The following is a 21,569-nucleotide window of genomic DNA, read 5'->3' as shown; positions in this document are numbered from 1 at the left end:
GCCCGTGTTTCCGTTCGTCGAGTGGGGTTTCGCGCCTCGGCGCGTCGCGGCTCCATGGTACGTCGTCCGGCACGTGCGCGAGGGCCGTGACCGGGTGCGCCGTCCCTGGTGAGCGTCCAGGGGGCGGACCGGGCCGGGCACGGGGCCGAGCGAGTCGGTAGGGTGGTGAGCGGCGCGCGGACAGCCCTCAGACCCGCTCGCGCGCCCGCACCGGCCGTGCCGTGCCCCGTCGGAGGCCTCCGAGCCGCCACGGGTCCGCGCGGCCGCCGGGTGACGAAGCGCACACCGCGCCACGTCATGCGCACGACTGACACGCACAGTGCTGCGAGGGCTGCGCTCCTCGCGCAGGAAAGAGGTTCGGTGAACGCGTTCACACCAGCAGGGCTGCCGCTCGAGTGGTCCGAGCTCGACGACCAGGCGGTCAAGACCATCAAGGCGCTCGCCGCCGACGCGGTGGAGAAGACCGGCAACGGACACCCCGGGACCGCGATCTCGCTCGCCCCGGCGGCCTACCTGCTGTTCCAGAAGTTCCTGCGCCACGACCCGACGGACGCCCACTGGGTCGGCCGCGACCGGTTCGTGCTGTCCGCGGGGCACTCCTCCCTGACGCTCTACCTGCAGCTGTTCCTGTCGGGCTACGGCCTCGAGCTGTCGGACATCGAGTCGCTGCGCACGTGGGGCTCGCTGACGCCGGGGCACCCGGAGTACGGCCACACGACGGGCGTCGAGATCACGACGGGCCCGCTGGGCCAGGGGCTCGCCTCCGCGGTCGGCATGGCGTTCGCGTCGCGCCGTGAGCGGGGCCTGCTCGACCCGAACGCCGCGGCGGGCGAGAGCCCGTTCGACCACAACATCTGGGTCATCGCCGGCGACGGCGACCTCCAGGAGGGCGTGACGTCCGAGGCGTCGTCGCTCGCGGGGCACCAGAAGCTCGGCAACCTCACGGTCATCTACGACCAGAACCACATCTCGATCGAGGACGACACCAACGTGTCGTTCTCCGAGGACGTCCTGGCGCGGTACGAGGCGTACGGCTGGCACGTCCAGCGCGTCGACTGGACGAACGGCGGCACGGGCTACGGCGAGGACGTCGAGTCGCTCGCCGGCGCGCTGGCCGCGGCGCGCGCCGAGACGGGCAAGCCGTCGATCATCGCGCTGCGCACGGTGATCGGGTGGCCGTCGCCCACCAAGCAGAACACGGGCAAGATCCACGGCTCCGCGATGGGCGCCGACGAGGTCAAGGGCCTCAAGGTCGAGCTCGGCCTCGACCCCGAGGCGAGCTTCGCCGTCTCGGACGAGGTCCTGGCGCACGCGCGCAAGGTCATCGACCGGGGTCACGAGCTCCGCGGCCGCTGGCAGACGGCGTTCGAGGCCTGGCAGGAGGCGAACCCGCAGGGTGCGGCGCTCCTGGAGCGCCTGTCGACCCGGACGCTGCCCGAGGGCTGGACGAACGCCCTGCCGACGTTCGAGCCCGGCAAGGACTCCTCGACGCGGGCGGCGTCGGGCAAGGTGCTGGGCGCGCTCGCGCCGGTCCTGCCCGAGCTGTGGGGCGGCTCGGCGGACCTCGCCGAGTCGAACAACACGACGATGGAGGGCGAGCCGTCCTTCATCCCGGGCGAGCACTCCACCAAGGCGTGGACCGGCAACGAGTACGGCCGCACGCTGCACTTCGGCATCCGTGAGCACGCGATGGGCGCGATCCTCAACGGGATCGTCCTGCACGGCGGCACCCGCGCCTACGGCGGCACGTTCCTCGTGTTCTCCGACTACATGCGCCCGGCCGTGCGGCTCGCCGCGCTCATGCAGATCCCGTCGACGTTCGTGTGGACGCACGACTCGATCGGCCTCGGCGAGGACGGCCCGACGCACCAGCCGGTCGAGCACCTGGCCGCGCTGCGGGCGATCCCCGGCCTCGACGTCGTCCGTCCCGCGGACGCGAACGAGGTCGCGTGGGCGTGGCGCACGGTGCTCGGGCACACGGACCGCCCGGCCGGCATCGTCCTGACCCGCCAGAACGTCCCCACGTTCCCGCGCGGCACGGACGGGTTCGCGGACGCGTCCGGCGTCGCGCAGGGCGCGTACGTCCTGGTCGACGGCGCCGACGACGGCAGCGCGCCCGACGTGATCCTGCTCGGCACGGGCTCCGAGGTGCAGCTCGCGGTGCAGGCGCGCGAGCAGCTCGCCGCCGACGGCATCAAGGCGCGCGTCGTGTCGGTGCCCTCGCGCGAGTGGTTCGACGCGCAGGACGCCGACTACCGCGAGTCGGTCCTGCCGGCCGCGGTCAGGGCGCGCGTGTCCGTCGAGGCGGGCGTCGCCCAGGGCTGGCGCGAGCTGGTCGGCGACGCGGGCCGGATCGTCAGCCTCGAGCACTTCGGGGCGTCGGCCGACTTCAAGACGCTGTACCGCGAGTTCGGGATCACGGCCGAGGCCGTGGCCGACGCGGCCCGGGAATCCCTGGCGGCCGTCCGGGGCTGAACCCGAAGAGCGTGACCTGCCCGGGCGCCGCGGTCGCGGCGCCCGGGCCCGGTCCCCGGGAGGTACGGAATCCGGTGGGCCGGAACGACCCGGAAAGGAAGCGATCAGCGTGTCCGACAGCACCACCCCCAGCCCCACGCGCCTTCTGAGCGAGCAGGGCGTCTCCATCTGGCTCGACGACCTGTCCCGCGAGCGGCTGCGGACCGGCAACCTCGCCGAGCTCGTCGCGACGCGCGACGTCGTCGGCGTCACGACGAACCCCACGATCTTCGCGGGCGCCGTCTCGAAGGGCGACGCGTACGACGAGCAGCTCGCGGCCCTCGCGGCCGCCGGGTCCCCCGCGGAGGAGGCCGTCTGGACGATCGTCACGGACGACGTGCGCGCCGCCGCGGACGTCCTGCGGCCCGTGTACGACGCCACGGACGGCGTCGACGGCCGCGTGTCCATCGAGGTCGACCCGCGCCTCGCGCGCGACACCGACGGCACGGTCGCCCTGGCCCAGCAGCTCTGGAAGACGGTCGACCGCCCGAACGTCATGATCAAGATCCCCGCGACCGTCGAGGGGCTGCCGGCGATCACCCGGGCCCTCGCCGAGGGCATCTCGATCAACGTCACCCTGATCTTCTCCCTCGAGCGGTACGCGGAGGTCATCGACGCGTTCCTCGCCGGCGTCGAGGGCGCGAAGGCCGCAGGGCTGGACCTGTCGAGGCTCGGCTCGGTCGCGTCGTTCTTCCTGTCCCGTGTGGACACGGCCGTCGACAAGGCGCTGACCGCGGTGGGCTCGCCCGAGGCCCTGGACGCGCGCGGCACCGCCGCGCTCGCCAACGCGCGCCTCGCCTACGAGCTCTTCCAGGAGCGGTTCTCGTCGGACCGTTGGCAGGCGCTCGCCGCGGCCGGCGCGCACGTCCAGCGCCCGCTGTGGGCGTCGACGGGCACCAAGAACCCCGACTACAGCGACACGATGTACGTCACCGAGCTCGTCGCCGCCGACGAGGTGAACACGATGCCCGAGAAGACGCTCGACGCCGTCGCCGACCACGGCGTCGTCACCGGCGACACCATCGCGGGCACCTTCGACGCCTCGCGCGAGCACCTGCGCGCGATCGAGTCGTTCGGGGTGTCGATGGCCGAGGTCACCGCGAAGCTCGAGTCCGACGGCGTGGACTCCTTCGTGACGAGCTGGGAGCAGCTCCTCGACACCATCACCGCCGGGCTCGAGCGCGCGTCGGGGCACGGGGCCTGAGGGTCCCGGCGCCACCGACCCCGCGACCACCGCACGAGAGGACCACCTGACCCCGTGAGCCCCGTCAAGATCAGCGCCGGGAACAACCCGTTGCGCGACCCCCGCGACCTGCGCCTGCCGCGCATCGCGGGACCCTGCGGCCTCGTCATCTTCGGCGTGACCGGAGACCTGGCCCGCAAGAAGCTCCTGCCGGCCGTGTACGACCTCGCCAACCGCGGCCTGCTGCCCCCGGGCTTCGCGCTCACCGGCTTCGCGCGGCGCGAGTGGGACAACCAGGACTTCGCCAAGGTCGTGCACGACGCCGTCCGGCAGCACGCGCGCACCCCGTTCCGCGAGGAGACCTGGAAGCAGCTCGCCGAGGGCATCCGCTTCGTCCAGGGGGAGTTCGGCGACGAGGAGGCGTTCGAGCGCCTGCGCACCACGGTCGAGGAGCTCGACCGCGACCGCGGCACCAACGGCAACCACGCCTTCTACCTGTCGATCCCTCCCGCAGCGTTCCCCGAGGTCTGCGAGCAGCTCTCGCGGTCCGGCCTGTCGCACTCGGGCCCGGACGCGTGGCGTCGCGTCGTCGTCGAGAAGCCGTTCGGGCACGACCTCGAGTCCGCGCAAGAGCTGTCGGCCGTCGTCTCCAAGGTCTTCGCCCCGGACTCGGTGTTCCGCATCGACCACTACCTGGGCAAGGAGACCGTCCAGAACATGCTGGCGCTGCGGTTCGCGAACCAGCTGTACGAGCCGATCTGGAACTCGAACTACGTCGACCACGTGCAGATCACGATGGCCGAGGACATCGGCATCGGCGGCCGCGCGGGGTACTACGACGGGATCGGCGCCGCCCGCGACGTCATCCAGAACCACCTCCTCCAGCTCCTCGCGATCACCGCGATGGAGGAGCCCCTGAGCTTCGACGCCGCCGACCTGCGCGCCGAGAAGATCAAGGTGCTCTCCGCCGTCCGGCTCCCCCGCGACCTCGGCAAGCACACCGCGCGCGGCCAGTACACGCACGGCTGGCAGGGCGGCGAGGAGGTCGTCGGCTTCCTCGAGGAGGAGGGGTTCAACCCCGACTCCACGACCGAGACGTTCGCGGCGATCCGTGTCGACATCGACAACCGCCGCTGGGCCGGGGTGCCGTTCTACCTGCGCACCGGCAAGCGGCTCGGGCGCCGCGTGACCGAGGTCGCCGTCGTCTTCAAGCGCGCCCCGCACCTGCCCTTCGAGTCCTCCCAGACCGCCGAGCTCGGGCACAACGCGCTCGTCATCCGCGTGCAGCCCGACGAGGGCGTCACCATCCGCTTCGGCGAGAAGGTGCCCGGCACAGCCATGGAGATCCGCGACGTCACGATGGACTTCGGTTACGGGCACGCCTTCACCGAGTCCTCCCCCGAGGCGTACGAGCGCCTCATCCTCGACGTGCTCCTCGGCGACCCGCCGCTGTTCCCGAGCGAGGAGGAGGTCGAGCTCTCCTGGAAGGTCCTCGACCCCGTCGAGAGCTTCTGGGCGTCCAAGGGCAAGCCCGAGCCGTACCGCTCGGGCACCTGGGGTCCCGCTTCCGCCGACGAGATGATGGCCCGCGACGGCCGTGCCTGGAGGAGACCATGATCGTCCACCTGCCCGAGACCACCGCGAACGACGTCGGCAAGCGCCTCGTCAAGCTCCGCGACGAGGGCGGCGCCGTCACGCTCGGCCGCGTCCTCACGCTCATCATCCGGGTGGGCGAGGACGACCTCGAGGAGGCCGTCGAGGCCGCGAACGACGCCTCGCGCGAGCACCCGTGCCGGGTGATCGTCATCTCCCCCGTGGGCCGCGCCAACGCGACGGCCCGCCTCGACGCGGAGATCCGCGTCGGTGGCGACGCCGGCGCGAGCGAGGTCATCCTGCTGCGCCCGGCGGGACCGATCGTCGACCACGTCGACACCCTCGTGACCCCGCTGCTCCTGCCCGACGTCCCGATCGTCGTGTGGTGGCCGACGGACGCCCCCGAGGACCCCTCCGCGGACCCGCTGGGCGCCATCGCCCACCGCCGCGTGACGGACTCCACCAAGGAGACGTCCGGCGAGGCGATGCTCCGCCGCCTCGCGGCCGAGCACGAGCCCGGCGACACCGACCTCGCGTGGGCGCGCGTCACGCTGTGGCGCGGGCTCATCGCCGCCGCCCTCGACCAGCCGCCCTACGAGTCGGTGTCGTCGGTGACCATCGAGGGCGAGTCGGGGCACACCTCGATCGACCTGCTCGCCGCCTGGCTGCGGCTGCGGCTGCGCTGCCCCGTGACGGTGCGGCGCCACCGCGACGCGGACGCCATCACGCGGGTCACCCTCGAGCGCAAGAGCGGTTCCATCGTGTTCGACCGCCCCGACGGCCGCGTCGTCACCATCTCGCAGCCCGACCAGCCCGACCGGCACGTCGCCCTCCCGATCCGCCTCCTCAACGAGGCGCTCGCCGAGGAGCTGCGCCGGCTCGACCCCGACGAGATGTTCGGGGAGGTCCTCACCAAGGGCCTCGCGAAGCTCGACGCCGCATGACCGGCCGGCCCGGTCCCGACGGGGTCCCCGCGGCCGCCGAGCGGCGTGTCGTCGTCCACCCCGACGCCGACACGCTCGCCGAGGCGGCCGCGGCGCGGCTCCTCGTGCGGCTGACCGACCTCCAGTCGGTGCAGCCCGTGACGCACGTCGTGCTCACGGGCGGGACCGTCGGCATCAAGACCCTCGCCGCGGCCGCCGCGAGCCCGCTCGTCGACGCGGTCGACTGGTCGGGCGTGCACCTGTGGTGGGGCGACGAGCGGTTCCTGCCCGACGAGGACCCGGACCGCAACGAGACCCAGGCCCGCGAGGCGCTCGTCGACGCGCTCGTGTCGGCGGGCGCGCTGCCCGCGGACCACGTGCACGCGATGCCGCCGCTCGGCGCCGTCGCGACGCCCGAGGAGTCGGCGGCCGCCTACGCGGCCGAGCTCGCCCGGTTCGCGCCCGACGGCGCCGCGGCGCCTGCGTTCGACGTGCTCATGTTCGGCATGGGCCCCGACGGGCACGTCGCGTCGCTGTTCCCGGGCCACCCGGCCCTCGACGTCACCGGTGTCGCGGCCGTCGGGGTGCACGGCTCTCCCAAGCCGCCGCCCGAACGGGTCTCCTTCACGTTCGAGACGATCCACGGCGCGCGCGAGGTGTGGGTCGTGGCCGCGGGCGCCGAGAAGGCGGACGCCGTCGCGCGCGCGCTCGACGGCGACGACGTCCACGGCACGCCCGCCGCGGGCGCGACCGGGGCCGAGCTGACCCTCTGGCTCGTGGACGCCGCAGCCGCCGGGGACACCGCGGCGGCCTGACGGGGCCGGCACCTCACCCGGCTCGACGACAAGACGCCGGCACCGGCCCCTCGCGGGGTCCGGTGCCGGCGTCGTCCGTGCTGCGGCGGGGTGCCGCTCAGCGGCCGCGGCGGGCGCGCAGGGCTGCGAGGGCCTCGTCGAGGAGCGCGGCGCCGTCGGCGTCGCTCCGCCGCTCCTTCACGTACGCCAGGTGCGTCTTGTACGGCTCGTTGCGGGGCGCCTCCGGCGGCGCCTCCCGGTCCGTGCCGGCGGGGAGGCCGCACCGCTGGCAGTCCCACGTCGTCGGGATCTCGACCTCGCCGCCGGTCGCGAACGCCGGACGGGTCTCGTGCCCGTTGGCGCACCAGTACGACACGGACAGCCGCGGGGCGACGTCGCCTCGCTCGTTCTCCCCCAGCGGTCCCGCGCCCACGCGCGAGCCACGGATGGCGTTTCCCCCAGCCACGTCGGCTCTTCTCTTCTCCCTGCGGGCGCCGTGGCGGCCGGGGCGGCGATGCCCGGCGACCGCACGACGCGATGCCGATGAGGACGCCGCGAGGCGCCCGGGTCAGCTGATGCGGATCAGTTGACCTTCTGGATCAGGCCGAGGAGCACGATCGCTGCCGTCCAGACCAGCGCGATGATGACCGTGATGCGGTTCAGGTTCCGCTCGGCGACGCCGGAACTCCCGGCGCTCGAGCTGATCCCCCCGCCGAACATGTCGGAGAGGCCGCCGCCCTTGCCCTTGTGGAGCAGCACGAGGAGCACGAGCAGCACGCTCGTGAGGACCAGGAGGACCTGGAGGGTGATGCGCAGTACGTCCACGTGAAGAGTTCCTCGCGTTGCGGTGTGTCGAACAGGACAAGAGTAGGCGAGCCGGAGGGGTTCCGGCGAACACGCCACCATCCGGACGACGGTGGCGCCGGGGTGCCCGCTGGTCCGCGGTCCGTCCCGCGGACCAGCAGGTCATCCCCGCACGGGCGTCAGACGGCGTGCGACTGGTACCGGACGATACGCGCGAACTCCTCGGGGTCGAGGCTCGCGCCGCCCACGAGGGCGCCGTCGACGTCGGCCTGCGCCATGATCGACGCGACGTTGCCGGACTTCACGGAGCCGCCGTACAGGACCCGGACGGCGTCCGCGACCTCGGCCGAGTACAGCTCGGCGAGGCGCCCGCGGATGGCACGGCAGACCTCCTGAGCGTCCTCCGGGGTCGCGACCTCGCCCGTGCCGATGGCCCAGACGGGCTCGTACGCGACGACGGCCTGCGCGGCCTGCTCGGCCGAGAGCCCGTCGAACGCGCCGTCGACCTGCGCGAGCGTGTAGGAGACCTGCTCGCCGGCCTTGCGGACGTCGAGCCCCTCCCCCACGCAGATGATCGGCACGAGGCCCTGGCCGAAGGCCGACTTCGCCTTCGCGGACACCGTCGCGTCGTCCTCGCCGTGGTACTCGCGGCGCTCCGAGTGGCCCACGACGACGTAGGAGACGCCGAGCTTGGCCAGCATGACGGGCGAGATCTCGCCCGTGTACGCGCCCTCGGTGTGCACGGAGACGTCCTGGGCGCCGTACTTGACCTGGAGCTTGTCGGCGTCGACCAGGGTCTGGACGCTGCGCAGGTCGGTGAACGGCGGCACGACGACGACCTCCACGGACGCGTAGTCGTGCTTGCCGTCCTTGAGGGTCCACGCGAGCTTCTGCACGGTGTGCGTGGCCTGGAGGTGGTCCAGGTTCATCTTCCAGTTGCCCGCCATGAGCGGCGTGCGGGTGGTGGTCACAGGGTCCTTCTCTCTCGTGGTGCGGGGGGCTGGTGCCGGCCGGGGCGCGCCGGCTCAGGCACCGAGGACGGCGAGCCCGGGGAGCTCCTTGCCCTCGAGGAACTCGAGGCTGGCGCCGCCGCCGGTGGAGATGTGGCTGAAGCCGTCCTCGTCGAAGCCGAGGAGGCGCACGGCCGCGGCGGAGTCGCCGCCGCCGACGATCGTGAAGCCGCCGTTCGCGGTCGCGTCCACGATCGCCTGCGCGACCGCGCGGGTCCCCGCGGCGAACTCCGGGAACTCGAACACGCCCATCGGGCCGTTCCACACGACCGTCTTGCCGTCCGTGATCTTGCTCGCGAACAGCGCCGCCGACTCGGGGCCGATGTCGAGGCCCATGGTGCCGTCGGGGATCGCGTCGGCGGGCACCGTCCGGTGCGGGGCGTCCGCGGCGAACGAGTCGGCGGCCTCGATGTCGGTCGGCAGGACGATCTCGACGCCGCGCTCGGCGGCCGTCGCGAGGTACCCCTTGACCGTCTCGATCTGGTCCTCCTCGAGCAGCGAGGAGCCTACCGAGTGGCCCTGCGCGGCGAGGAACGTGAAGAGCATGCCGCCGCCGATCACGAGGCGGTCCGCCTTGGTGAGCAGGTTCGCGATCACGCCGAGCTTGTCGGAGACCTTCGAGCCGCCCAGCACGACGACGTACGGGCGCGCCGGGTCCTCGGTCGCCTTCGAGAGCGCCTGGACCTCCTTGAGGACCAGCTCGCCCGCGGCGGCCGGGAGGAGCTTCGCGACGTCGTAGACCGACGCCTGCTTGCGGTGCACGACGCCGAAGCCGTCGGACACGAAGACGTCGGCGAGGCCCGCGAGCTCGCCCGCGAGCTCCTCGCGCTCCGCGTCGACCTTGCTGGTCTCGCGCGCGTCGAACCGGACGTTCTCGAGGAGCGCGACCTGGCCGTCGCCGAGGCCGGCCACGGTCTCCTGCGCGGAGGTCCCGACGACGTCGGCGGCGAGCGCGACGTCCTGGCCGAGGAGCTCACCGAGGCGGTGCGCGACGGGCGCGAGCGAGTACTGGGGGTCCGGGGCGCCCTTCGGGCGGCCCAGGTGCGCGGTCACGACCACGCGCGCGCCGGCGTCCACGAGCCGCGTCAGCGTCGGGAGCGACGCGCGGATGCGGCCGTCGTCGGTGATGGTCTCGCCGTCGAGCGGGACGTTGAAGTCGGAGCGGACGAGGACGCGCTTGCCGCGCAGGTCACCGAGGTCCGCGATGGTCTTGACTGCCATGGCTGCTCCTTGAGGGGTGCGGAGGGCGGGGGTGCCGTCACACGACGATGCCCGCGCCGGCCGAGGCGTGGGAGCCACGGCCCGGCGCGGGCATCGGGTGCTACGGGTGTCGTGCGAGGACTCGCACGGCGGGCACGTCGAGCGTCAGGAGAGACGCTCGCCCACGTACACCGTGAGCGCGACGAGGCTGTTCGAGTAGCCCCACTCGTTGTCGTACCAGGAGACGACCTTCACCTGGTCGCCGATCACCTTGGTGAGCTTCGAGTCGAAGATGCTCTGGTGCGGGTTGGTGACGATGTCGCTCGAGACGATCTCGTCGTCCACGTACTCGAGGATGCCCTTGAGGGGGCCCTCCGACGCGGCCTTGATCGCGGCGTTGACCTCGTCCACCGTGACCTCCTTGGAGGCGGTGAAGGTGAGGTCCGTGGCCGAGCCCGTGATGACCGGCACGCGGAGCGCGTAGCCGTCGAGCTTGCCCTTGAGCTCCGGGAGGACCAGGCTCACGGCCTTGGCGGCACCCGTGGAGGTCGGCACGATGTTCTGCGCGGCCGCGCGGGCACGACGCAGGTCCTTGTGCGGGCCGTCCTGGAGGTTCTGGTCACCCGTGTAGGCGTGGATCGTGGTCATGAGGCCACGCTCGATGCCGATCGAGTCGTTGAGCGCCTTGGCGAGCGGCGCGAGGCAGTTCGTCGTGCAGGACGCGTTCGAGATGATGTGGTGCGCCGCCGGGTCGTACTGGTCGTTGTTCACGCCCATGACGAAGGTGGCGTCCTCGTTCTTGGCCGGGGCCGAGATGATGACCTTCTTGGCACCGCCCGCGATGTGGGCCTTGGCCTTCTCGGCGTCCGTGAAGAAGCCCGTCGACTCGATGACGATGTCGGCGCCGACCTCGCTCCAGGGGAGGTTCGCGGGGTCGCGCTCCTCGAAGACCCGGATGTTCTTGCCGTCGACGATGATGTTCTCGGCGTCGAAGTCGACCGACTTCGGGAAGCGGCCGAGCACCGTGTCGTACTTGAGCAGGTGCGCGAGCGTCTTGTTGTCCGTCAGGTCGTTGACCGCAACGACCTCGATGTCCGCACCCGACGCGACGAGCGCGCGGTAGAAGTTGCGGCCGATACGACCGAAGCCGTTGATACCGACGCGGATGGTCACTATGCCCTCCTCAGGGCGCGCCGGTTCTGCTCCGACGCACACGGTTGTTGTCGAACGTTGTCGTACATCGGCGTACGCGGGGGGGCGAACCTGACTGAGAACGCACCTCGAGCCTCGACCGAGGTCCGAAGGTGGGGTTTCGCAGGTTTCCCGACGCCCAAAGCCTATACCCGATGTGACCTTGGTCGCCTCGTGGTGTTCTGCAGGTGAGACGCGCCCGTCTGTCGGACACCGACAAAGCGCGGGCACCTCAGAGCTCGAGCATGTCGGGGCTGAGCCCCGCCTCGGTGTCCGGGACCCCGAGCTCCGCGGCCCGCTTGTCCGCCGTGGCCAGCAGGCGGCGGATGCGGCCGGCCACCGCGTCCTTGGTCAGCGGGGGGTCGGCGAGCTGACCCAGCTCCTCGAGCGACGCCTGCTTGTGCGCGAGCCGGAGCTCGCCGGCCTCGCGCAGGTGCTCGGGCATCTCGTCGCCCAGGATCTCGAACGCCCGCTCGACCCGGGCCCCCGCGGCGACCGCCGCGCGCGCGGACCGGCGCAGGTTCGCGTCGTCGAAGTTCGCGAGGCGGTTCGCGGTCCCCCGGACCTCACGACGGGTCCGCCGCTCCTCCCACACGAGGACGGTGTCGTGCGCGCCGAGGCGGGTCAGCATCGCGCTGATCGCGTCGCCGTCCCTGATCACCACGCGGTCGATGCCCCGCACCTCGCGCGCCTTGGCCTGGATCCCGAGCCGGCGCGCGGCGCCGACCAGGGCGAGCGCGGCCTCGGGCCCGGGGCACGTGACCTCGAGGGCGGCCGACCGGCCGGGCTCGGTGAGCGAGCCGTGGGCGAGGAAGGCGCCGCGCCACGCCGACTCCGCCTCCCCCACCCCCGCGGACACGATCTGCGGCGACAGGCCCCGCACCGGGCGCCCCCGCGCGTCCAGCAGGCCCGTCTGGCGTGCCAGGGACTCGCCGTCGCGCACCACCCGGACCACGTACCGCGTCTGGCGACGCAGCCCGCTCGGCGAGACCACGATGACCTCGCTCGAGTGCCCGAAGACCTCGAGGATCGCCTGGCGCAGGCGCCGCGCCGCCGCTGCGGTGTCGAGCTCGGCCTCGATCACGATCCGGCCCGAGATGATGTGCAGCCCGCCTGCGAAGCGGAGCGTCGCGGAGACCTCGGCCTTGCGGTAGGACGTCCTGTCCACGGCCAGCCGTGCGAGCTCTTCCTTCACCTGTGCGGTCAGCGCCATGGGAGCATCCTGCCACCCGCCGTCGTCAGGCCCGCGTCCCGACGTCGCCCCAGAACCCGTCGAACGCGTCCTGGTAGGCGGTCGCGAGCCGCAGCGGGTCGTGCCGCGGCGACCCGTCGCCCCGGCTCACCTGGCGCAGCAGCAGGCGCGCGCCCATCCGGTCGGCCGCGAGCGCCAGGCGGTCGGTGTCGTCGACGGCGGACGGGTCGGCGACGACGGCGTCGATCCGGAGGTCGGGGGCGTAGCGGTGCAGCAGCTCGAGGTGCTCGGTGGGCCCGAGCCCGTCGGTCTCGCCGACCTCGGGCTCGAGGTTGAGCGTGACGCACCGGCGGGCGGAGGTCTCGTGGAGCGCCGCGGCGAGGTCGGGGACCAGCAGGTGGGTGATCACGGACGTGTACCAGGAGCCGGGGCCGAGGACGACCCAGTCGGCCTCGCGGATCGCGGCGATGGTCTCCTCGCAGGCGGCGGCGTCGGGCGGCTCCATGCGGAGCTCCTCGATCGGGCCGGGGGCCTTGGCGACCTGGCTCTGCCCGCGGACCGTGACGAGGTCGCCGTCGACGCGGCAGTCGGCCTCGATCGCGAGCGGGACCGACGACATGGGCAGGACGCGCCCGTGCACGCCCAGGAGGCGTCCGACCCAGTCGAGTCCGCCGACGGTGTCCCCGAGGATCTGCCAGAGCGCGACGATGATGAGGTTCCCGACGGCGTGGTGGTCGAGCTCGCCGTCGGAGCGGAACCGGTGCTGGAGCAGGTCGCTCCAGGTGCGTCCCCACTCGGAGTCGTCGCACAGGGCGGACAGCGCCATCCGCAGGTCACCAGGCGGGAGCACGCCGAGCTCGGTGCGCAGGCGGCCGGAGGACCCGCCGTCGTCGGCGACGGTCACGACCGCCGTGAGCCGTTCGGAGAGCAGCCGGAGCGCCGCGAGCGACGCCGACAGCCCGTGCCCCCCGCCGAGCGCGACGACGGCCGGGGACGTGCTGCGTGGACCCACCCTCACTCCTTCCCGAGGTCGCGTGCCGTGACCAGCACGCGCTCCCCGTGGCGCCGCAGCCGTGCGGCGAGCTCCTCGGCGATCGCGACGGAGCGGTGCTTGCCGCCCGTGCACCCGACGGCGATCGTGACGTACCGCTTCTCCTCGTGCAGGTACCCGGCCAGGACGGGCTCGAGCGCCCAGACGTACCGTTCGACGAACTCGAGCGCCCCGGGCCGCGCGAGCACGTAGTCGCGGACGGGCGCGTCGCGGCCCGTCAGGTGCCGTAGCTCGGTGATCCAGTACGGGTTGGCGAGGAACCGGACGTCGACGACGTGGTCGGCGTCGAGCGGGAGCCCGTACTTGAAGCCGAACGCGACGACGTTGACGCGCAGCGTGTCGGGTGCGCCGTCGGCCACCGCGGCCCGGACCTCGCGGGCGAGGTCGTGGACGGTGAGCACGGACGTGTCGATCGCGACGTCGGCTCGCTCCTGGACGCGCGCGAGGAGCCGGCGCTCGGCGGCGAGCCCGTCGAGCACGCGGCCCTCGCCCTGCAGCGGGTGCGGACGGCGGACCTGCTCGAAGCGGCGGACGAGCACCTCGTCGGACGCGTCGAGGTAGAGGATCCGGTAGAACACCCCGGCCTGGCGCAGGTGCCCCAGGACCTCCTCGAGGTCCGAGAAGAACTCGCGCCCCCGCGCGTCGACGACGGCGGCGATCCGCTCCACGGGCGAACCGGTGCGGGTCATGAGGTCGACGAGCGGGACGATCATGCGGGGCGGGAGGTTGTCGACGACGTACCAGCCCAGGTCCTCCAGGACGGCGGCGGCGCGGGTCCGCCCCGCCCCGGACATGCCGGTGACGATCATGACCTCGCGCTCGGTGGCCTCGGGGGCGGGCGTCGCGGCCTCGACCGCGGGGATGCCGACGGGGACGGTCGAGGGATCGGGCTCGTGGCTCATCCGTCCAGCATGCCAGCGGACGGTGCCGGGACGGTCGTCTCGGGCTGCGTGCCGTCGGACCGGCCCTCGCCGTCCTGGGGCGCGGCGGGGTCGGCTCCGCGCTCGGCACCGCCGTCGCGGGGGGCGAGCGCGGCGACGACGGCGCGCGCGGTCGCGTCGCCGATGCCGGGGACGGTCGCGATCTCCTCGGCCGTCGCGGCCCGGAGCTTCTTGACGGAGCCGAACGTCGCGAGCAGCGCCTTGCGGCGTGCGGGCCCGAGGCCGGGGACGTCGTCGAGCGCGGAGACCGTCATGCCCTTGCTGCGGCGGCTGCGGTGGTAGGTGATCGCGAACCGGTGCGCCTCGTCGCGGACGCGCTGGAGGAGGTAGAGCCCCTCGGACGAGCGCTCGAGGATGACCGGGTACTCCTCGCCCGGCAGCCAGACCTCCTCGAGGCGCTTGGCGAGGCCGCACAGCGCGACGTCGGTCACGCCGAGCTCCTCGAGCGCGCGTGCCGCGGCCGCGACCTGGGGCGGGCCGCCGTCGACGACGACGAGGTTGGGCGGGTACGCGAAGCGGCGGGGCCGACCGTCCTCGTCCACGGGTGTGGCCGGCCCGGAGACGGGGCCGGACGAGCCCGTCACGTCGCTCGCGCGGCGGGCGGGGGCGTCCTCCTCGACCGAGTCGAGCTCGACGTCGGACACCCCGTCGCGTGCCTCGAGGTAGCGGCGGAACCGGCGGGTCAGGACCTCGTGCATCGCGGCCGTGTCGTCGCGGGCGCCGTCGCCCTCGGGCCCGCGCACGGCGAACCGGCGGTACTCGCTCTTGCGCGGCAGCCCGTCCTCGAACACCACCATCGACGCGGACTGGTAGGTGCCCTGGTTGTGCGAGACGTCGTAGCACTCGATCCGCAGCGGCGCCGTGTCGAGGCCGAGCGCCTCCTGGATCTCGCGGAGCGCCTGCGACCGGGTCGTCAGGTCGCCCGAGCGGCGGGTCCGGTGCAGGGCGAGGGCGTGCTCGGCGTTGGTGCGGACGGTTCTGGCCAGCTCGGCCTTGTCGCCACGCTGCGCGACCCGGACGTCGACGCGCGCGCCGCGCAGCCCGGTGAGCCACGCGGTGACCTCGTCGTGGTTGGACGGCAGGACCGGGACCAGGACCTCGCGCGGGACCGCGTCGTTGGTGCGGGTGCGACGCGACTCGGCGCCCCGATCCGCGGTCCGCCCGCTCCGGCGGACCGCCGCCCGGTCCGCGGGGTCGGAGACGCGCTCGTCGTCCGCGCCGTAGACCTGCTGGAGCAGGTGCTCGACGAGCTCTGCGTCGGTGACGTCCTCGACCTTCTCGACCACCCAGCCGCGCTGGCCGCGGATGCGGCCCCCGCGCACGTGGAAGACCTGGACCGCCGCCTCGAGCTCGTCCCCGACGAGCGCGAACACGTCGGCGTCGGTGCCGTCGCCCAGGACGACGGCGTTCTTCTCGGTCGCACGCTCCAGGGCCTGGATGTCGTCGCGCAGGCGGGCGGCCTGCTCGTACTCCATCGACGCCGCGGCCTCCTGCATGCGGGCCGTGAGGCGCTTGACGAAGCGCGCGGTGTCGCCGGCCATGAAGTCGCAGAAGTCCTCGGCGAGGGCGCGGTGGTCCTCGGGGCTGATCCGCCCGACGCAGGGCGCCGAGCACTTGTCGATGTACCCGAGCAGGCACGGCCGGCCCGTCTGGTGCGCACGGCGGAACACGCCCGACGAGCAGGTCCGGACCGGGAAGACCCTCAGCAGGAGGTCGAGGGTCTCGCGGATCGCCCAGGCGTGCCCGTAGGGCCCGAAGTACCGGGTGCCGGGCCGCTTCGCGCCGCGCATCACCTGCGCGCGGGGGAACTCCTCCCCCAGGGTGACCGCGAGGTACGGGTAGGACTTGTCGTCCCGGTACTTCACGTTGAACCTCGGGTCGAACTCCTGGATCCAGGAGTACTCGAGCGCGAGGGCCTCGACCTCGGTCCCGACCACGGTCCATTCGACTGACGCCGCCGTCGTCACCATCGTCTGCGTGCGCGGGTGGAGGTTCGCGACGTCCTGGAAGTAGTTCGCCAGCCGGGACCGCAGGTTCTTCGCCTTGCCGACGTAGATCACGCGACCGTGCTGGTCACGGAACCGGTACACGCCCGGGTCGGTCGGCACCTCTCCCGGGGCAGGGCGGTACGTCGCGGGATCGGCCATACAGACGAGCCTAGTCGGGCCCACCGACGCTCCGGGTGCGCGCCCGTGGGCACGCGCGGGGTGTGACGCGCACCACTAGGGTGTGGCCATGGGAGCCTTCCACGACTACCGCGCCACCATCACCTGGACGGGCGCCGGGACGACCGGCACCAGCTCGTACACGGCCTACTCGCGCGACCACACGGTCGAGTTCCCCGGGCTCCCCCCGCTGCCCGCGTCGTCCGACCCGGCGTTCCGGGGCGACCCGACGCGCTACTCGCCCGAGCAGCTCTTCGTGGCCTCGCTCAGCGACTGCCACATGCTGTGGTTCCTCCACCTCGCGTCGAGCCACGGGATCGTGGTGCGCGAGTACACCGACGAGGCCACCGGACGCATGCGCGTCGAGTCGAGCGGCGCCGGGCAGTTCGTCGACGTCACGCTGCGGCCCCGCGTCACGGTGGACGCCGGGCCGGACGTCTCCGACGAGGCCCTCGCGCGGGTGCACGAGCTCGCGCACGAGCACTGCTTCCTCGCGCGGTCGGTGAACTTCGCCGTCACGGTCGAGCCCGCCCCCGCCCGGATCGCTCAGCCGCAGGCCTGACGCCGGCGTCGCCCGGGGCCGCCTGCGCCTGGACGACCTCGACCCGCCCGGCCGGGCGACGTTCAGGCGCTGCGGCGCTCCTCGGCCACGTCGTCCGACTCGGCGCCGGGGAGCACCTCCGCGAGGAACCGCCCCGTGTGGCTCGCAGCGACGCCCGCGACGTGCTCGGGCGTGCCCTCGGCGATGACCCGGCCACCACCCGAGCCGCCCTCGGGTCCCATGTCGATGACCCAGTCGGCGTTCTTGATGACGTCGAGGTTGTGCTCGATCACGATCACCGTGTTGCCCTTGTCGGCGAGCGACTGCAGCACGGCGAGGAGCTTGCGCACGTCCTCGAAGTGCAGGCCGGTCGTGGGCTCGTCGAGGACGTAGACCGTGCGGCCGGTCGAGCGCTTCTGCAGCTCGCTCGCGAGCTTGACGCGCTGCGCCTCGCCGCCCGACAGCGTCGGCGCGGGCTGGCCGAGCCGGACGTACCCGAGGCCCACGTCGACGAGCGTGCGCAGGTGCCGGCTGATCGCGGGGACGGCGGCGAAGAACTCCGCGGCCTCCTCGATCGGCATGTCCAGGACGTCCGCGACCGTCTTGCCCTTGAAGTGGACCTCGAGGGTCTCCCGGTTGTACCGGGCGCCGTGGCACACCTCGCAGGGCACGTAGACGTCGGGCAGGAAGTTCATCTCGATCTTGAGGGTCCCGTCGCCTGAGCACGCCTCGCAGCGCCCGCCCTTGACGTTGAACGAGAACCGGCCCGGGGTGTACCCGCGGACCTTGGCCTCAGTCGTCTCCGCGAAGAGCCGGCGCACGTGGTCCCACACGCCCGTGTAGGTCGCGGGGTTGGAGCGCGGGGTGCGGCCGATCGGACCCTGGTCGACGTGCACGACCTTGTCGAGCTGGTCGAGGCCCGTGACGCGCGTGTGGCGGCCGGCGACCTGGCGGGCGCCGTTGAGCTCGTTCGCCATGACCGTGTAGAGGATCGAGTTGACGAGCGTCGACTTGCCCGACCCGGAGACGCCGGTGACGGCGGTGAACGTCCCGAGCGGGAACGACACGTCGATGCCCTGGAGGTTGTGCTCGCGCGCCCCGACGACGGTCACCCGGCGGTTCTTGTCGACCGGCCGGCGCTCGGCGGGCATGGGGATGCTGCGCCGGCCCGACAGGTACGCGCCCGTGATCGACTCGCGCGAACGGAGCAGACCCTTGAGGTCGCCCGAGTGCACGACGTGGCCGCCGTGCTCGCCCGCGCCCGGGCCGATGTCGACGATCCAGTCCGCGGTGCGGATGGTGTCCTCGTCGTGCTCGACGACGATCAGCGTGTTCCCGAGGTTGCGCAGCCGGGTCAGGGTGTCGATGAGGCGGCGGTTGTCGCGCTGGTGCAGGCCGATGGACGGCTCGTCGAGCACGTACAGGACGCCGACCAGGCCCGACCCGATCTGGGTCGCGAGCCGGATGCGCTGCGCCTCGCCGCCCGACAGGGTGCCCGCCGGACGCTCGAGCGAGAGGTAGTCGAGACCGACGTCGAGCAGGAAGCCGAGCCGGGCGGCGATCTCCTTGAGGACCTCCTGCGCGATGCGACGCTCCCGCTCGCCGAGCTCGAGCGCGCCGAGGAAGGCGTGCGCGTCGCGCAGCGACAGGCGGCAGACGTCGGCGATGGACCGGCCGCCGACCTTGACGGCGAGGACCTCGGGCTTGAGGCGCGTGCCCTGGCACACCGGGCACGGGACCTCGCGCATGAAGGCCTCGTACTTCTCCTTCGACCACTCCGACTCGGTCTCGTGGTGCCGGCGCTCGAGGAACGTGACGACGCCCTCGAAGCCCGTGGAGTACTGCCGCTCGCGGCCCCAGCGGTTCTTGTACCGCACGTGGACCTTGTGGTCCTGGCCGTAGAGGATCGCCTTCTTGGCACGCTCGGGCAGGGCCCGCCACGGGACGTCCATCGAGAAGCCGAGCTCGTCCGCGAGCGCCGACATGACGCGCACGAAGTACTCGCTCGAGATCTGCGCCCAGGGCGCGACGGCGCCGTCGGCCAGCGACTTCTCCTCGTCGGGGATCACGAGGTCGGGGTCGACCTCGAGCCGGAACCCGATGCCGGTGCACTCGGGGCACGCGCCGTAGGGCGCGTTGAAGGAGAAGGTGCGGGGCTCGATCTCGTCGAGCGTGAGCTCGTGGTCGTTGGGGCAGGCGCGGCGCTCGGAGAAGCGGCGCAGGCGCTCGGGGTCGTCCGCCTCGGCGTCGACGAGCTCGACGAGCAGCAGGCCGCCGGCGAGGCCGAGCGCGGTCTCGACGGAGTCGGTGAGACGGCGCTGGACGCCCTCGCGCGAGACGAGGCGGTCGACCACGACCTCGATGTCGTGCTTGAGCTTCTTCTCGAGCGCCGGGGGCTCAGTGAGCTGGGCGACCTGGCCGTCGACGCGTGCGCGCGCGAAGCCCTTGGCCTGCAGCTCCTTGAAGAGGTCGGCGTACTCGCCCTTGCGGCCGCGCACCACGGGCGCGAGCACCTGGTAGCGCGTGCCCTCGGGCAGCTCGAGGAGGCGGTCGACGATCTGCTGGGGCGTCTGCGCCTGGACCTTTTCCCCGCACACGGGGCAGTGCTGGGTGCCGGCGCGCGCGAACAGCAGGCGCAGGTAGTCGTAGATCTCGGTGATGGTGCCGACCGTCGACCGCGGGTTGCGGTTGGTGGTCTTCTGGTCGATCGAGACGGCGGGCGACAGTCCCTCGATGAAGTCGACGTCGGGCTTGTCCATCTGCCCGAGGAACTGGCGCGCGTACGCGGACAGCGACTCGACGTAGCGGCGCTGGCCCTCCGCGAAGATCGTGTCGAACGCGAGGGACGACTTGCCGGACCCGGACAGTCCCGTGAAGACGATCATCGCGTCGCGCGGGAGGTCGAGGTCGACGTTGCGGAGGTTGTGCTCGCGCGCACCCTGGATCACGAGGCGATTGGTCACCGCACCATGGTAGGGCGCCCCTCTGACAATCGCACACATGTTCGACCGATGTTCGCTGCGGGCGTCGTCGTGAAGGGCGATCGGCGCGTGGCTCGCTCGAGGTCGTCGTGACACCCGCGGTGCCGGACGTCCGCATCGCGAGGACTCGCGCGAGCGCGCGGCGTCGTGCGCTTCAATGGCGCCATGACCACCTCCACCGCCCCCGCGCAGCCCGTCTTCGCCGTCCTCTACACCTACACCGAGGACACCGTGACGCGGGACGAGGTGAGGCCGTCGCACCGCGCGTTCCTGGCGGACCTGCTCGAGCGAGGGAGCCTGCTCGCGTCCGGGCCGTGGGCCCCGGCCGAGGGCCGGGACGACGGCGCGCTGCTCGTCGTGACCGCCGTGGACGAGGCCGCCGCGGCCGCCCTGCTGGACGAGGACCCGTTCCGGCAGGCCGGCGTCGTCGCGAACCGCGAGCTGCGGGCGTGGGTCCAGGTCATGGGGCCGTGGGCGCCGCAGGCCTGACCTGAGGAGCCCCGCCCGGCCCGCCGCCCCCGGTCCGGCCGGCGCGCCACAGGCTCGCGAGCGTCGCGGCGGCGAGCACGACGACGATCACGACGAGCGAGAGCCACGTGGGCACCTCGGGCACCGGGACCGGGTCGCCGCCGTTGATGAAGGGCACCGTGTTCTCGTGCAGCGCCTCGAGGACGAGCTTCACGCCGATGAACGCGAGCACGACGGCCAGGCCGAGCGGCAGGTAGACGAGCCGGTCGAGCAGCCCGCCGAGCAGGAAGTACAGCTGGCGCAGGCCCATGAGCGCGAAGACGTTCGCCGTGAAGACGATGAACGGGTCCTGGGTCAGCCCGAAGATCGCGGGGATCGAGTCGAACGCGAACAGCAGGTCCGTCGTGCCGATGGCGACGAACACGATCAGGAGCGGGGTCAGGAACCGCCGCCCGTCGACCCGGGTGGTGAGGCGGCCCCCGTCGTAGTGGTCGGTGACGGGCAGGACGCGGCGCACGAGCCCCACGAACCGGTTCTCGTGGTACTCCTCGTCCTCCCCGCCGCCGCGTACGAGCGTGACCGCGGTGTAGACGAGGAACGCGCCGAAGAAGTAGAAGATCCAGGTGAAGTGCTCGATGAGCGCGGCGCCCGCGAGGATGAAGACGCCGCGGAGCACGAGCGCGATCACGATGCCCACCATGAGGACCCGCTGCTGCTGCTCGCGGGGCACCGCGAACGACGCCATGATCAGCACGAACACGAACAGGTTGTCGACCGACAGGCTGTACTCGGTCAGCCACCCGGCGTAGAACTCGGTCGCGGGCGCTCCCCCGCCCACCAGGTACAGCAGCCCGCCGAACACCAGCGCGAGGCCCACGTAGAACCCGATCCAGGCCAGGCACTCCTTGACCGACGGCACGTGCGGGCGGCGCCGCACGAGGTACAGGTCGCCCAGGAGCAGGACCGCGAGCACCGTGAGGCTGACCGCGCGGAACCAGGTGGGGATGTCGTGCACGGG

General features: G+C 72.7%; 18 protein-coding genes. 7 read left to right on the top strand and 11 right to left on the bottom strand.

The window, feature by feature from the left end:
• Nucleotides 1–360 precede the first annotated feature (360 nt).
• The 5 genes from tkt to pgl all read left to right on the top strand — a co-directional run bounded on the left by tkt (nucleotide 361) and on the right by pgl (nucleotide 7,028).
• Nucleotides 361–2,475, top strand: coding sequence for a transketolase (gene tkt / locus ACFT5B_RS02525; RefSeq protein WP_386796398.1), 2,115 nt, complete (start codon nucleotides 361–363; stop codon nucleotides 2,473–2,475).
• Nucleotides 2,476–2,584: 109 nt separating this feature from the next.
• Nucleotides 2,585–3,718, top strand: a complete 1,134-nt coding sequence (gene tal / locus ACFT5B_RS02520) for a transaldolase (RefSeq protein ID WP_386796397.1) — start codon at nucleotides 2,585–2,587, stop codon at nucleotides 3,716–3,718.
• 54 nt (nucleotides 3,719–3,772) lie between these two features.
• The gene (gene zwf / locus ACFT5B_RS02515; protein ID WP_386796396.1) at nucleotides 3,773–5,314 is read left to right on the top strand and encodes a glucose-6-phosphate dehydrogenase; all 1,542 of its coding nucleotides are present in this window, start codon (nucleotides 3,773–3,775) and stop codon (nucleotides 5,312–5,314) included.
• Entirely contained in the window at nucleotides 5,311–6,234 is a 924-nt protein-coding gene (locus tag ACFT5B_RS02510) for a glucose-6-phosphate dehydrogenase assembly protein OpcA (protein WP_386796395.1), read from the top strand. The genes zwf and ACFT5B_RS02510 overlap by 4 nt, the downstream gene beginning before the upstream one ends.
• Nucleotides 6,231–7,028 carry a 6-phosphogluconolactonase gene (gene pgl / locus ACFT5B_RS02505; protein ID WP_386796394.1) on the top strand — a complete coding sequence of 266 codons (798 nt, stop codon included), beginning with the start codon at nucleotides 6,231–6,233 and terminating at the stop codon, nucleotides 7,026–7,028. Before ACFT5B_RS02510 ends, pgl begins: the two co-directional genes overlap by 4 nt.
• A 97-nt stretch (nucleotides 7,029–7,125) precedes the next feature.
• On the opposite strand, the gene ACFT5B_RS02500 is transcribed toward pgl, so the two are convergent.
• From ACFT5B_RS02500 to uvrC, 9 genes are all read right to left on the bottom strand, one after another.
• Nucleotides 7,126–7,473, bottom strand: a complete 348-nt coding sequence (locus tag ACFT5B_RS02500; protein WP_386796393.1) for an RNA polymerase-binding protein RbpA — start codon at nucleotides 7,471–7,473, stop codon at nucleotides 7,126–7,128.
• A 116-nt stretch (nucleotides 7,474–7,589) separates the two neighbouring features.
• On the bottom strand, nucleotides 7,590–7,832 hold the full coding sequence (gene secG / locus ACFT5B_RS02495) for a preprotein translocase subunit SecG (protein WP_386796392.1): 243 nt from the start codon (nucleotides 7,830–7,832) through the stop codon (nucleotides 7,590–7,592).
• Between the two features lie 158 nt (nucleotides 7,833–7,990).
• Entirely contained in the window at nucleotides 7,991–8,782 is a 792-nt protein-coding gene (tpiA, locus tag ACFT5B_RS02490) for a triose-phosphate isomerase (RefSeq protein ID WP_386796391.1), read from the bottom strand.
• A gap of 54 nt (nucleotides 8,783–8,836) precedes the next feature.
• Nucleotides 8,837–10,042, bottom strand: a complete 1,206-nt coding sequence (locus ACFT5B_RS02485; protein ID WP_386796390.1) for a phosphoglycerate kinase — start codon at nucleotides 10,040–10,042, stop codon at nucleotides 8,837–8,839.
• A gap of 144 nt (nucleotides 10,043–10,186) precedes the next feature.
• A complete protein-coding gene (gap, locus tag ACFT5B_RS02480) occupies nucleotides 10,187–11,194 on the bottom strand; it encodes a type I glyceraldehyde-3-phosphate dehydrogenase (RefSeq protein WP_386796389.1) in 1,008 nt (335 codons plus the stop codon).
• Nucleotides 11,195–11,444: 250 nt separating this feature from the next.
• The gene (gene whiA, locus ACFT5B_RS02475) at nucleotides 11,445–12,425 is read right to left on the bottom strand and encodes a DNA-binding protein WhiA (protein WP_386796388.1); all 981 of its coding nucleotides are present in this window, start codon (nucleotides 12,423–12,425) and stop codon (nucleotides 11,445–11,447) included.
• A gap of 25 nt (nucleotides 12,426–12,450) precedes the next feature.
• A complete protein-coding gene (yvcK, locus tag ACFT5B_RS02470) occupies nucleotides 12,451–13,416 on the bottom strand; it encodes a uridine diphosphate-N-acetylglucosamine-binding protein YvcK (protein ID WP_386796387.1) in 966 nt (321 codons plus the stop codon).
• A gap of 2 nt (nucleotides 13,417–13,418) precedes the next feature.
• Nucleotides 13,419–14,357, bottom strand: coding sequence for an RNase adapter RapZ (gene rapZ, locus ACFT5B_RS02465; protein ID WP_386796386.1), 939 nt, complete (start codon nucleotides 14,355–14,357; stop codon nucleotides 13,419–13,421).
• Nucleotides 14,354–16,543: an excinuclease ABC subunit UvrC gene (gene uvrC / locus ACFT5B_RS02460; protein ID WP_386796385.1), complete on the bottom strand. Its 2,190-nt coding sequence runs from the start codon at nucleotides 16,541–16,543 to the stop codon at nucleotides 14,354–14,356. Before uvrC ends, rapZ begins: the two co-directional genes overlap by 4 nt.
• Nucleotides 16,544–16,631: 88 nt before the next feature.
• Here uvrC and ACFT5B_RS02455 point away from each other — a divergent pair, with 88 nt between their 5' ends.
• Nucleotides 16,632–17,123 (top strand): OsmC family protein, encoded by a 492-nt coding sequence (locus ACFT5B_RS02455; protein WP_386796384.1) that lies wholly within the window; start codon nucleotides 16,632–16,634, stop codon nucleotides 17,121–17,123.
• Nucleotides 17,124–17,185: 62 nt separating this feature from the next.
• On the opposite strand, the gene uvrA is transcribed toward ACFT5B_RS02455, so the two are convergent.
• Nucleotides 17,186–20,104 carry an excinuclease ABC subunit UvrA gene (uvrA, locus tag ACFT5B_RS02450; RefSeq protein ID WP_386796383.1) on the bottom strand — a complete coding sequence of 973 codons (2,919 nt, stop codon included), beginning with the start codon at nucleotides 20,102–20,104 and terminating at the stop codon, nucleotides 17,186–17,188.
• Between the two features lie 144 nt (nucleotides 20,105–20,248).
• Between uvrA and ACFT5B_RS02445 the strand changes: the two genes are divergently transcribed.
• On the top strand, nucleotides 20,249–20,572 hold the full coding sequence (locus ACFT5B_RS02445; protein WP_386796382.1) for a YciI family protein: 324 nt from the start codon (nucleotides 20,249–20,251) through the stop codon (nucleotides 20,570–20,572).
• Here the strand turns inward: ACFT5B_RS02445 and ACFT5B_RS02440 are convergent.
• Complete coding sequence (locus ACFT5B_RS02440) at nucleotides 20,544–21,566, bottom strand: TerC family protein (RefSeq protein WP_386796381.1); 1,023 nt, start codon at nucleotides 21,564–21,566, stop codon at nucleotides 20,544–20,546. The genes ACFT5B_RS02445 and ACFT5B_RS02440 overlap by 29 nt on opposite strands.
• Between the last annotated feature and the right edge of the window lie 3 nt (nucleotides 21,567–21,569).

Source organism: Luteimicrobium sp. NPDC057192 (assembly GCF_042670205.1).
GTDB lineage: Bacteria > Actinomycetota > Actinomycetes > Actinomycetales > Cellulomonadaceae > Luteimicrobium.
Note: the sequence above shows the minus strand (reverse complement) of the source record. Positions and strands in the feature narration are given on the sequence as shown.

Coding starts and splice junctions, on each gene's coding strand:
- uvrA (WP_386796383.1), bottom strand. CDS start 20,104: ATGTGTGCGATTGTCAGAGGGGCGCCCTACCATGGTGCGGTGACCAAT.
- ACFT5B_RS02485 (WP_386796390.1), bottom strand. CDS start 10,042: ATGGCAGTCAAGACCATCGCGGACCTCGGTGACCTGCGCGGCAAGCGC.
- whiA (WP_386796388.1), bottom strand. CDS start 12,425: ATGGCGCTGACCGCACAGGTGAAGGAAGAGCTCGCACGGCTGGCCGTG.
- ACFT5B_RS02445 (WP_386796382.1), top strand. CDS start 20,249: ATGACCACCTCCACCGCCCCCGCGCAGCCCGTCTTCGCCGTCCTCTAC.
- pgl (WP_386796394.1), top strand. CDS start 6,231: ATGACCGGCCGGCCCGGTCCCGACGGGGTCCCCGCGGCCGCCGAGCGG.
- ACFT5B_RS02455 (WP_386796384.1), top strand. CDS start 16,632: ATGGGAGCCTTCCACGACTACCGCGCCACCATCACCTGGACGGGCGCC.
- ACFT5B_RS02510 (WP_386796395.1), top strand. CDS start 5,311: ATGATCGTCCACCTGCCCGAGACCACCGCGAACGACGTCGGCAAGCGC.
- rapZ (WP_386796386.1), bottom strand. CDS start 14,357: ATGAGCCACGAGCCCGATCCCTCGACCGTCCCCGTCGGCATCCCCGCG.
- uvrC (WP_386796385.1), bottom strand. CDS start 16,543: ATGGCCGATCCCGCGACGTACCGCCCTGCCCCGGGAGAGGTGCCGACC.